General features: G+C 72.6%; 7 protein-coding genes. 6 read left to right on the top strand and 1 reads right to left on the bottom strand.

Features of this window, described 5'->3' with window-relative positions:
• Positions 1-135: 135 nt before the first annotated feature.
• Positions 136-1,461, bottom strand: coding sequence for an ROK family protein (locus AB8Z75_RS23490; protein ID WP_369205122.1), 1,326 nt, complete (start codon positions 1,459-1,461; stop codon positions 136-138).
• 174 nt (positions 1,462-1,635) lie between these two features.
• On the opposite strand from AB8Z75_RS23490, the gene AB8Z75_RS23485 reads away from it, so the two are divergent.
• The 6 genes from AB8Z75_RS23485 to AB8Z75_RS23460 all read left to right on the top strand — a co-directional run.
• The gene (locus AB8Z75_RS23485) at positions 1,636-3,504 is read left to right on the top strand and encodes a peptide ABC transporter substrate-binding protein (RefSeq protein WP_369205120.1); all 1,869 of its coding nucleotides are present in this window, start codon (positions 1,636-1,638) and stop codon (positions 3,502-3,504) included.
• Positions 3,501-4,451, top strand: coding sequence for an ABC transporter permease (locus tag AB8Z75_RS23480; protein WP_369205119.1), 951 nt, complete (start codon positions 3,501-3,503; stop codon positions 4,449-4,451). Before AB8Z75_RS23485 ends, AB8Z75_RS23480 begins: the two co-directional genes overlap by 4 nt.
• 62 nt (positions 4,452-4,513) lie before the next feature.
• On the top strand, positions 4,514-5,374 hold the full coding sequence (locus AB8Z75_RS23475) for an ABC transporter permease (protein WP_369205124.1): 861 nt from the start codon (positions 4,514-4,516) through the stop codon (positions 5,372-5,374).
• Between the two features lie 9 nt (positions 5,375-5,383).
• On the top strand, positions 5,384-7,522 hold the full coding sequence (locus AB8Z75_RS23470; protein WP_369205117.1) for a dipeptide ABC transporter ATP-binding protein: 2,139 nt from the start codon (positions 5,384-5,386) through the stop codon (positions 7,520-7,522).
• Positions 7,523-7,652: 130 nt separating this feature from the next.
• Positions 7,653-9,773, top strand: a complete 2,121-nt coding sequence (locus AB8Z75_RS23465; RefSeq protein ID WP_369205115.1) for a phosphocholine-specific phospholipase C — start codon at positions 7,653-7,655, stop codon at positions 9,771-9,773.
• 209 nt (positions 9,774-9,982) lie between these two features.
• On the top strand, positions 9,983-12,134 hold a 2,152-nt coding region (locus AB8Z75_RS23460; RefSeq protein ID WP_369205113.1), incomplete at its 3' end, for an MMPL family transporter.

Genomic DNA, 12,134 nt, shown 5'->3' with positions numbered 1-12,134 from the left:
GTTCCTTCCTGCGGACGCTGCGGGGGTGAGGGGAGTCGGACGCGGGAGCAATTCGACGAAGGGAGCGGAAGCAACTCGTCGAAGGGGTGCGGGTGCGGGAGCGGGGGCGGGTCCGGGGCGCACGCGTCGCGGACGTCAGCCCGGTTCCGCCACCGGGGCCGCGGGCGCTCGGCCCGGTTCCGCCGCCGGGGCCCCGGGCGCTCGGCCCGGTTCCGCCGCCGGGGCCCCGGGCGCCCGGCCCGGTTCCGCCGCCGGGGCCCCGGAGGCACGGCCCGGTTCCGCCGGGGCCTCGTGCGCCAACTCGCGGAGCGCGGCGTGGCCCGCGCCGAGCAGCCCGGCGTCGGGGCCCGTGGCCGAGGCGGTGATCACCAGGTCGCTGGTGGTCATCGGCAGGCAGCGTTCGTAGAGCATGCCGCGGACGGCTGCGACCAGCGGCTCGGCCTCGGCCAGCGCGCCGCCGAGGACGACGGCCTGCGGGTTGAAGAAGTTGACGACGACGGAGAGCACCGTGCCGATGTGCCGCCCCGCCTGCCGGACCAGGGTGGTGGCCTGCGGCTCGCCGTCCCGCACCAGACGCAGCACGTCGGCGGCGCCGTCCACCCGCAGCCCGCGCTCACGCAGTGCGGCGACCAGGGCCGCGCCGCTGGCGACCGTCTCCAGGCAGCCGATGTTGCCGCAGGAGCAGGGGCGTTCGGCCGCCGCCTCGACGCGGACATGGCTGATGTCGCCGGCCGCGCCGCCCGCGCCCCGGTAGAGCGTGCCGTGGCTGATGACGCCTGAGCCGATGCCGCGTCCCGCCTTGACCAGCACCAGGTGGCGCAGGTGTGGCAGGACGGTGCGGTGTTCGCCCAGCGCCATGACGTTGGCGTCGTTGTCGACGAGGACCGGCAGGCCGAGTGCTTCCGTGAGCCGGTCGCGCAGGTCGAACAGGTGCCATCCGGGCATCCGGGAGGGGGCCACCACGCGGCCGGCCGCCGTGTCGACGGGGCCGGGAAAGCCGATGCCGAGACCGCGGACGGTGCGGCCCGCGGCGCGCTGCCGTTCGGCGAGCGCACGCAGCCGCTCGACGAGCACCCCGAGTGTCGCCGCGGGGCCCGCGGCCAGGTCGAGCGCGTGCTCCTCGACATCGACGGCGCTGCCGGTCAGCCCGACGGCGCCGAGCCGCACGTGGTGGCTGCCCAGGTCGGCGGCGAGCGCGACGGCACCGTCGTCGGGTATCCGCAGCAGCCTGGGGCGCCGGCCGCCGCGCGAGGTGCCCTCGCCGACCTCCGTCAGCAGCCCCAGGTCGACCAGTTCCTGCACCCGCGCGGAGACGGTGGAGGCCGCCAGGCCCAGTTCGCGGACGAGGTCGGCGCGTGAGGAGACGACGCCGCTCGCCACCAAGTCGAGAACGCGGGCCGCCGTGCCGGGCAGCCCCGCCGGTGCGGCCGGGGCGCTCGGCTGCTGCGGTGCGGAGGGCATAGACACCTGTCCTGGTCGGTCGTGCACGGAGCTTGGTTCGGTCGCCGAAGGAAGTGGCTGTTCCAACTCCCGTCAGTAGACACGATTTCCACAGAATCGGCCAACAGGTCTTGACCTTTTTTCGGGAGCCTCCGTACTTTGCTCGCTATCTTTGGCCGTTACACCGGAGGCAGCATGCGCCAGTCCAGGACTCGAACACGTGCCAGGACGCGAATACACCGCCGCCACGGCCGGCTGCTCGCCTCGGTCACCCTGCTCGTCGCCACCGCGCTGCTCGCGGGCTGCGGGCCGAAGGTGGAGGCGGTCACCGATGTCCGCCCAGGCCAGGGCACCCCCGTCGAGGGCGGCACGGCCGTCATGGCGCTGCCGCCGGCGGCCACCCCCAACTGGATCTTCCCGATCGGCGCCCCCGGCTACCTGGCCACCTACAACAGCGCCATCCAGCACCTGCTCTACCCGCCGCTGTACACGGCCGAGCCGGACAAGAGCGGCAAGCTGACGATGGACAGCCCGCGCAACGTCGCGCACAAGCCCCGCTTCAGCGACGGCAACAAGACCGTCACCGTCACCCTCAAGAAGCGCTACCGGTGGAGCGACGGGGAGCCGGTGACCGCCGACGACGTGCGCTTCTGGTTCGAGCTGATCCGCGCCAACAAGGACGACTGGGGCGGCTACTCGCCCGGCCTGCTGCCCGACAACGTCGAGACGTTCCAGGTGCTGGACGACCACACCTTCCGGCTGCGGCTGAAGCGCTCGTACAACCCCGACTGGTTCACCGCCGACCAACTGGACTACTTCAAGCCGCTGCCCCGGCACGCCTGGAGCGCGAAGGGCGAAGACCCGAAGAAAGTCTTCAAGCGGCTGCTGACGCACGCCAAGCAGCTCTCGAAGTTCGACAGCGACCCGCTGTGGAAGACCACGATGGGGCCGTGGCGGATCGAGAAGTGGACCGCCTCAGGACACGTCTCCCTCGTCCCCAACAAGCGCTACGGCGGCCCGGACAAGCCGCACCTGGACCGGGTGGTCCTCAAACCGTTCACCACCGCGAGCAGCGAGTTCAACGTGCTGCGCGCCGGCGGCCTGGACTACGGCTACATCCCGCCCTCCGTCACGGCGCAGTCCGCGCACTTCAAGAAGACCGGCTACCGCATCGACCCGTGGGAGAGCTGGGGCATCACCTACCTCGTCCCCAACCTCAACCACCCCAGGACGGGGCCGCTGATGCGCCAGCGCTACCTGCGCCGGGCCCTGCAGTCACTGATCGACCAGAAGGCGATCTCGAAGCACGTCTGGCACGGCAGCGCCGAACCCACGCTCGGCCCGGTGCCCTCGGCCCTGATGGAGGAGAACGCGCTGCCGTACGACCCCGAGAAGGCCCGCTCGCTGCTCGCCGCGCACGGCTGGAAGCGCGGGGAGGACGAGGACGACACGCTGCGCTGCGCCGCTCCGGGGGAGGGCGAGGGGCACTGCGGCAAGGGCATCGGCAAGGGCCAGGAACTGGCCCTCGAACTCCTCTCCCAGTCAGGATCGACGGAGACCTCCAACACCATGCAGGCGATCAAGTCGTCCTTCTCCCGCGCGGGCGTCCGGCTCGACATCCGGGAGCAGCCGCTGAACACGGTGCTGGGCACCACCGTGCCCTGCAAGCCGAAGGAGCCGGTCTGCTCCCAGTGGCAGCTGGGCTTCTTCGGCACCCAGGGGAGCTGGATCTTCCCCGCGGAACCGAGCGGCGAACAGCTCTTCGCCACCGGCGCCCCCTCCAACATGGGCAACTGGTCAGATCCGGAGACCGACGAGCTCATCAAGCGCACCGAGTACTCCGACGACCCCTCCGCCATGCGCGACTACGCCCGCCACCTGGCCCGCGAGGCGCCCGTGCTGTGGACGCCCAACCCGGCGTACCAGGTCTCGGTCATCCGCAGCGACCTGCGCGGCATCGACCAGAACCCCTCACTGACGCTGGCCCCGCAGGACTGGTACTTCGTGAAGAAGTCGGCGCGGGGCGGTAAGCCGGCGCACGGCGGCAAGGAGGCCGGCCGGTGATCCGCTTCCTGCTCAAGCGCACGGGCCAGGCCCTCGTCGTCCTCTTCCTCGTCTCCCTCATCGTCTTCGTCCTGCTGCACCAGCTGCCCGGCGGGCCCGCGCGCGCCATCCTCGGCCCGAAGGCCACCCCGGAGGCGATCGCGCACTTCAACCACCTCCAGGGCTACGACCGTTCCCTGCCGGTCCAGTACGGCATGTACCTCAAGCGGCTGGTCACCGGCGATCTGGGGGAGTCGTACAAGCTCAACCAGCCCGTCTTCACCCTGTTGACCGAGCGGCTGCCCAAGACGCTGCTGCTGACCGGGCTGTCCGTCGCGCTCGCCGCGCTGCTGGCCGTCCCCCTCGGCATCCTCCAGGCGGTACGGCGCGGCCGGGCCTCCGACTACCTGCTCACCGGCGCCGCGTTCGTCGCGTACGCCACCCCGGTCTTCTTCCTCGGCCTCGTCCTCATCCTCGGTTTCGCCCAGCAGTGGCCGCTGTTTCCCGCGGAGGCGCCGCAGGCCGAGTCGGTGGGCGGCATCCTCGCCGAGCCCGCCGGGCTGGTGCTGCCGGTGGTCACCATGGCGCTGGGCATCATCGCCATGTTCAGCCGCTACATGCGTTCCGCCGTCCTCGACAACCTCGGCGAGGACTACGTGCGCACCGCCCGCTCCAAGGGCCAGTCGCAGATGCGGGTGATGGCCAGGCACGTGCTGCGCAACGCGCTGATCCCCCTCGCCGGCCTCCTCGGGCTCTACCTGCCCACCCTCTTCAGCGGCACCCTCGTCGTCGAGTCCATGTTCAACTACCCCGGCATGGGGCTGCTGTTCTGGAACGCCGCGCAGTCCAACGACTTCCCCGTCCTGCTCGGCGTCACCCTCGTCGTCGGCGTCGCCACCGTGCTCGGCTCGCTGCTGACCGACATCGCCTACGCCGTCCTCGACCCCCGCATCCGGAGCGTCTCGTGACCGCAGAAGCCGCCGCACCGACCACACCGCAACCGGCCGCAGGACAACCGGGCGACGGCGGCATGGACGCCACCCCCGGCCTGGCCCGCCGCACCCTCGCCGTCTTCGCCCGCAACCGGCTCGCGCTGCTCGGCGCGGGCCTGCTGGCTGCGCTGCTCGCCTTCTGCTTCCTCGGGCCGCTGGTCCACCCCACCGACCAGGTGCACACCGACCTCGACCAGGCCAGCCTCGCGCCCGGTGAAGCGGGCCATCTGCTGGGCACCACCGACCTGGGCTACGACATGCTGGGCCGGCTGATGCACGGCGGCCAGACCTCGCTGGAGGTGGGGTTGGCCGCCGGGCTGCTGGCCACCCTCTTCGGCACCGTCTACGGCGCGGTCGCCGGCTACTTCGGCGGCTGGGTCGACGCGGTGCTGATGCGGATCACGGATGCGGCGCTCGCCATCCCGGCGCTGTTCCTGCTGGTCGTCGTCGCGGCCATGGTCACCCCGAGCAAGCCGGTGCTCATCCTCGTCATCGCCTCCGTCGCCTGGCTCTCGCCCGCGCGGCTCATCCGCGGCGAGGCACTGGCCCTGCGCAGCCGCGACTACGTGCACGCCATGCGGCTGATGGGCGGCGGGGGAGGGCGTGCGGTCTTCCGGCACATCGTGCCCAACGCCGTCGGCACGATGATCGTCAACGCCACCTTCCAGATCGCCGACGCCATCCTCTACGTCGCCTACCTGTCGTTCCTGGGCCTGTCCATCCCGCCGCCCGCCGCCGACTGGGGCTCCATGCTCAGCTCCGGCATCACCTACACGCAGGTCGGTTACTGGTGGCTGATCTTCCCGCCCGGGCTGGCGATCGTGCTCGTCGTCGCCGCCTTCAACTTCATCGGGGACGGCCTGCGGGACGCCTTCGACGTGCGGCTCCAGAAGAACTGAGGTGTCATGATGCCGACCACGCAGCCGACCGGGCCCGTACCGCCCGCCCAGCCACCGCAGTCCGGCCAGTCCCCGCTGTCCGTCGAGCCCCTGCTGTCCGTCGAAGACCTGCACCTGTCGATCGCCGGGCGCGACCGCACCGGGGCCGAGCGCACCGTGCACGCCCTGGACGGGGTCTCCCTCCAACTGGCGCCGGGGGAGGCGCTGGGCCTGGTGGGCGAGTCCGGCAGCGGCAAGACCATGACGGCGCTCTCCGTCCTCGGGCTGCTGCCGCCCGGTGCCCGCATCACCTCCGGGCGGGTCCTGCTGGAGGGCACCGACCTGGCCGCCGCGCCCGACCAGGTGCTGCGCGGGATACGGGGCGAGGCCGTCGGCGTCGTCTTCCAGGACCCGCTCAGCTCCCTCAACCCGACCATGACGATCGGCGCCCAGGTCGCCGAACCGCTGCTGCTGCACCGCAAGGTGAGCCGCGCCGAGGCCAGGGAGCGGGCGGTCGAGACGCTGCGCCTGGTGGGCCTGGGGCAGCCGGGCGAGCGGATGAGGAACTATCCGCACCAGCTCAGCGGCGGCATGCGGCAGCGCGTCGCCATCGCGATGGCGCTGGTGTGCGAGCCGAAGCTGCTGATCGCCGACGAGCCGACCACCGCGCTGGACGTCACCACCCAGCACCAGATCCTGGAGCTGATCGGCGAGCTGCGGACACGCCTGGGCATGGCCCTCATCCTGGTCAGCCACGACCTGGGGGTCATCGCCCGCCGGGTGGACCGGGTGGCCGTGATGTACGCGGGCAAGGTCGCCGAGCAGGCCCCCGTCGGGCAGCTGTTCACCTCGCCGCGGCACCGCTACACCCAGGCGCTGTTCGACGCGCTCCCCGAGCGCGCCGCCGGCACGGGACGGCCGCTGGCCACCATTCCGGGACTGCCCCCGTCGCTGACCGGGCCGCCCGCCGGGTGCCGCTTCGCCCCCCGCTGCGCGCACGCCACCGACACCTGCCGCACCGAGGAGCCGGCGCCGCGGCCCGCCGACGACGAGGGACTGCACACCTACGCCTGCTTCCACCCGGCCGGCCCCACCGCGCGGGCGGCCCCGGCGGGCGAGGCGCGCCCCGCCAAGGACGCTCCCGCCTCCCCGGGCGCGGAGGCGGACGTACTGCTCGACCTCGACGGCGTGCGCAAGGAATACGCCCTGCACAGCAGCCCCTTCACCCGGCGCAGGAGCCGCCGCCGGGTCAGCGCCGTCGCCGGGGTGTCCCTGACCGTGCGGCGCGGCGAGACCTTCGGCATCGTGGGCGAGTCCGGCTGCGGCAAGTCCACGCTGGGCCGGTTGGCCGTCGGTATGGAGGAGCCGACGGGCGGGTCCGTGCGGTTCGAGGGCGGCGACCTCGCGACCTGGGACCGCGCAGGCCTGCGAGCCCACCGGCGGCGGGTGCAGCTGATGTTCCAGGACTCCTACGCCGCCATGGACCCCCGGATGCGGGTCGGCGCGATCCTGCGCGAGCCCCTGGTCATCCAGGGCGTGGGAGACCGCGCGGCCCAGGAGGAGCGGGTCCGCGAGCTGCTGGACGAGGTGGGGCTGGAGCGCGGCGCCGTCCACCGGTACCCGCACGAGTTCAGCGGCGGCCAGCGCCAGCGGCTCGGCCTGGCCAGGGCGCTGGCGCTGTCCCCCTCGCTGGTGGTCGCCGACGAGCCCGTCTCCGCCCTCGACGTGTCCGTACAGGCGCAGATCCTCAACCTGATGCGGGACCTGCAAAGGGAGAAGGGGCTGAGCTACTTGTTCATCTCCCACGACCTGGCCGTGGTCCGCTACCTCGCCGACCGGGTCGGGGTGATGTACCTGGGCGCGCTGGTGGAGACGGGGCCTGCCGCCGAGGTGTTCGCCCGGCCCCTGCACCCGTACACCCGGGGCCTGCTGGAGACGGCCGAGGGCACCGTCGTGGACGGCGCACCGGAAGCGGAACCGTCCGAGGGGGCGGGGCCGCTCGCGGGTGAGACCCCGTCGGCTGCCGACCCGCCCTCGGGGTGCCGCTTCCGCACCCGCTGCCCGCTGGCCACCGAGCTGTGCGCGACCACCCCGCCCGAGCCGACCGCACCGGCGGGGGAGGGCCATCTGGTGAGCTGCCACTTCCCGCTGGTGCCCGCGGCCGGCTGACGGTGCCGGGGCTTGCCGGGTAAGGAAATGTCCATCCGGCGACCTTTCGCGCGTCACCTTGGCCCGCTAGCGTCCCAGTCGCGTTCGGCAATGGCCTACATGTGAACCATTGGATGGAGAGGCGGCAGGGGTGGCTGACGGGATATCGCGCCGGAGGGCGCTGGGCATGACGGCGGCGGCAGTGGGGCTCTCGGCCACCGGCTCGCTGCTGCCGCCGTCGCTGCGGCAGGCCATCGCGGCCGACGCCGGGCACGGAGGGGGCGCCGACGGCGGCAAGGGGCTCGAAGACATCCGGCACGTGGTGATCCTCATGCAGGAGAACCGCTCGTTCGACCACTACTTCGGCACCCTGCGCGGAGTGCGCGGCTACGGCGACCGCAACGCCGTCCAGCTGCCCGGCGGAAAGAGCGTGTTCGAGCAGCCCGGCGCCCTCGGCGCCGGTACCGTGCTGCCCTTCTCCGTCCGCGAGGCCGCCGAGACCCAGCAGCAGGAGGCCCAGTACATCGGTGCCCTCGACCACGGCTGGGCGGGCGGAGCCAGGGCCTGGCACGACGGCTGGATGGACAACTGGGTCACCGCCAAGACCGCCAGCACCATGGCCCACTACGACCGCGCCGACATCCCCCTCCAGTGCGAACTGGCGGAGACCTTCACCGTCTGCGACGCCTACCACTCCTCCATCCACTCTTCCACGAGCCCCAACCGCAACCATCTGGTCAGCGGCTGGACGGGGTTCGAACCCGGCACAGAGAAGAGAGCCGTCGGCAACGACGCCTACGACGAAGACACCCACCCCGGCTACACCTGGACGACCTATCCGGAGCGGCTGGAGAAGGCGGGACGCAGCTGGCGGGTCTACCAGGAGTGGGACAACTTCACCGACAACAACCTGGAGTTCTACGCCTCCTTCAAGGCCGTCGGCCGCAAGGCCCTCGCCGCGGTGGAGGGGGCACAGAACATGACCGCCTTCTACGGCAAGCTGGCCGACGCCGACGAGGCGGGGCGCGAGGACCTGCTGGCCCGGCTGGAGGAGGGCCGCGCCACGCTCACCAAGGCCGAACGCAGCCTCTTCGACCGCGCCCTCGTCCGCGGTGAGCCCGGCACGACGGCCGACGCGTTCGCCGCCGACGTGGACGCCGGACGGCTGCCCGAGGTCAGCTACCTGGTGCCCTCGGCCGCCGACTCCGAGCATCCGGGCAGCTCCTCACCGGTCCAGAGCGCCACCTTCGTCTACAAGGTGCTGGACGCGCTGGGCCGCAACCCGAAGGTGTGGCAGCACACGGTGCTGCTGCTGATGTTCGACGAGAACGACGGCTACTTCGACCACGTCCCACCGCCCGTGCCCGGACGGGACGTCGAGGACGAGCACTGGCAGGGCAACCCGACAGGCCTGGGCATGCGCGTGCCGATGACGGTCGTCTCCCCCTGGACCGTGGGCGGCTACGTCTGCTCCCAGGTCTTCGACCACACCTCGATCATCCGCTTCCTGGAGCGCTGGACCGGTATACGCGAACCGAACATCTCCGCCTGGCGGCGCGCCGTCACCGGCGATCTGACCAGCGCGTTCGACTTCTCCGTGCGGCGCGCGCAGCCCGCGGCCGAGGAGCCGGGCGCGATCCCGCCCTTCACCGCCCGCTGGAGCCCGAAGCCGCCCGCCGACCAGCGGCTGCCCCGGCAGGAGCCGGGACACCGCAGGGCGCGCCCCCTCCCGTACCAGCCGGACGCCGACGCGGTCCACGACGCCGGAGCCGGCCGGGTGCGGCTCACCCTGCGCAACGCGGGACGGGCCAGCGCGCACTTCGCCCTCTACCCGTACGCGAAGGAGTACGCCGCGCCGCTGCACCTGAACGTGCGGGGGGAGCGCGAGGAGCGGGTGCCGGTCAAGGACGGCGCCTACCGGTTCACCGTCACGGGGCCGAACGGGTTCCGGCGCGAGTTCTCCGGCAGTGCCCGCGGCGCCGCGGCGCGCGCCCGGGTGACCACGCGAGTCGAGGGCCGCGCGCGGGAGCTGCGGCTCCGCCTGGCCAACGACGGCGAGCGCACCCTCACCTTCCGTCTGGAACCGCTCGCCTACAGCGACGAGGCGCCCCGCACCGTTCGCGTGAAGCCGGGGCGCCACCACGAGGTCAGGTACCGCACCGCCGCGGCGCACGGCTGGTACGACCTGACGGTCGGCGTGGCCGAGGACGACTCCTTCGGGCGGCGGCTGATGGGGCATATCGAGAACGGTGAGGAGTCGGTGACGGGCTGACGAGGGGCGGACCGCACGCCCGGTGCCGGGCCCGGAACCGGGTCCGGCGCCGAGAAGTTCCCGTGTGCGGCCGGGTTGTGGGTATCGCCACAAAGGTCTCAAAGGATCTTTTCGGGATGGCAGGCTGCTGAGGCGGTGGTTCCGGAGCGGTGTATTCCGCTTGCTCCGCGCCGTCCCGCCCGTGCCGAGACCCGAGACAGGCGACGCCCGTGACCGCTCTTGCCCGCTGGTGCCTGAGGCGCCGCCTGACCGTCCTGCTGCTCTGGCTCGCCGCGCTCGCCGGCGCGGTGAGCGCGGCGGCGCTCACCGGCAGCGCCTACTCGGACGACTACGGCGCGGCCGGAACCGAGTCGGCACAGGCCGCACAGCGACTGGAGAGCGCCTTCCCCGACCAGCGCGGCGAGGGCGACACCCTCGTGTGGCACACCGACGAGGGCACCGTGCGCGCCGCCCCCGTCCGGGAACGGATGTCCGACATGCTGCGGGACGTCGCGGACCTGCCCGGCGTCGCCTCCGTGCAGTCGCCCTACGAGCCCGGCGGCGAGAGCCGGATCAGTGCGGACGGCCGCACCGCGTACGCCACCCTCACCCTCGACGCGCCCGCCGGCGAACAGGCCGGCGAACTGGGCGAACAGCAGGCCCGGCGCGTCGTCGAGACCGCCCACGACGCGGCCGGGGACGGCCTCCAGGTCGAGGCGGGCGGTCCGGGGATCGCGCTCACCGAGGCGCCGAAGGCGCAGTTGGCCGAGGCCCTGGGGCTCGCGGCTGCCGCCGTCGTCCTCTTCCTCGCCTTCGGCTCGCTCGCCGCCACCGCGCTGCCGCTGATCACCGCCGTCGTCGCCGTCGGCACCGCGGCGGCCGGCACGGCGCTGCTCAGCCAGGTCATGACCGTCGCCGACTTCGCCCCCATGCTGGGCATGCTCATCGGCCTGGGCGTCGGCATCGACTACGCGCTGTTCATCGTCACCCGGCACCGCTCAGGGCTGCGCGCCGGATTCCCCGTGCACGAGGCGGCACAGCGCGCCGTGACGGTCTCCGGACGGGCAGTCGTCTTCGCCGGTGCCACGGTGTGCATCGCGCTGCTGGGCATGTTCATCCTGCGGCTCGACTTCCTGGCCGGAGTGGCCCTCGCGGCCTGCCTCACCGTCGTCCTCAGCGTGGCCGCCTCCGTGACGCTGCTGCCCGCGCTCCTCGGCATGATCGGCATGCGGGCACTCAGCCGCCGCGAACGCCGACGGCTGACCGAACACGGGCCGCGCCCCGAGGCGCCCACCGGCTTCGCGGTGCGCTGGTCCGCGTTCGTCGAACGCCGGCCCAAACTGCTGGGCGCGCTGGCCGCCGTGCTGATGGCGGTGCTCGCGCTGCCCACCCTCAGCCTCCACCTGGGCACCTCCGACCAGGGCAACGACCCCGCCACCAGCACCACCCGCAAGGCCTACGACCTGCTCGCCGAAGGGTTCGGGCCCGGCAGCAACGGCCCCCTGACGCTGGTCGGCGAGGTCGACGGCGCCGGCGACAAGCTCGCCTTCGACCACCTGCCCGAGGCCATCCGCGCCACCCCCGGCGTCGCCCAGGTCGCCGGGCCCGACTTCAGCGGCAGCGGCGACACCGGCGTGATCACGCTCGTGCCCGACAGCTCACCCCAGTCCAAGGCCACCTCCGACCTGGTGGACCGGCTCCGCGACGACGTGCTGCCCCAGGCCGAGGAAGGATCGAGCCTGCGTGTCCTGGTCGGCGGCCCGACAGCCGGCTACGACGACTTCGCCGACCTCATCGTCGGCAAGCTCCCCCTCTTCGGCGGCGTCGTCATCGCACTCGGCTGCCTCCTGCTGCTGCTGGCCTTCCGCAGCATCGGCATCCCCCTCAAGGCCGCGGCCATGAACATCGCGGCCGTCGCCGCCGCCTTCGGCGTCGTCGTCGCGGTCTTCCAGTGGGGCTGGGGCAGCGAACTCCTCGGCCTGGGCAGCGCGGGACCCGTCGAACCCTTCCTGCCCGTCATCATGATCTCGGTGCTCTTCGGGCTCTCCATGGACTACCAGGTCTTCCTCGTCAGCCGGATGTACGAGGAGTGGCGGCTGACAGGTGACAACAGGCGCGCCGTACGGGTGGGCCTGGCCGAGACCGGCCGCGTCATCAACTCGGCGGCCGTCATCATGATCGCCGTCTTCGGCGCCTTCGTCCTCAGCGGCGACCGGCTGATCGCCATGTTCGGCATCGCGCTCGCCGCCGCCGTCGCCCTGGACGCCTTCGTCCTGCGCACCCTGCTGGTGCCCGCCCTGATGCACCTGCTGGGCGGCGCCAACTGGTGGCTGCCCGGCTGGCTGGACCGCCGCCTGCCCCGCATCAGCATCGAACCGGAAC

Origin of the sequence: Streptomyces sp. PU-14G (genome assembly GCF_041028275.1) — a bacterium.
Lineage (GTDB): Bacteria > Actinomycetota > Actinomycetes > Streptomycetales > Streptomycetaceae > Streptomyces.
This window is presented reverse-complemented; position numbering and strand designations above follow the sequence as displayed.

Coding starts and splice junctions, on each gene's coding strand:
- AB8Z75_RS23490 (WP_369205122.1), bottom strand. CDS start 1,461: ATGCCCTCCGCACCGCAGCAGCCGAGCGCCCCGGCCGCACCGGCGGGG.
- AB8Z75_RS23485 (WP_369205120.1), top strand. CDS start 1,636: ATGCGCCAGTCCAGGACTCGAACACGTGCCAGGACGCGAATACACCGC.
- AB8Z75_RS23475 (WP_369205124.1), top strand. CDS start 4,514: ATGGACGCCACCCCCGGCCTGGCCCGCCGCACCCTCGCCGTCTTCGCC.
- AB8Z75_RS23470 (WP_369205117.1), top strand. CDS start 5,384: ATGCCGACCACGCAGCCGACCGGGCCCGTACCGCCCGCCCAGCCACCG.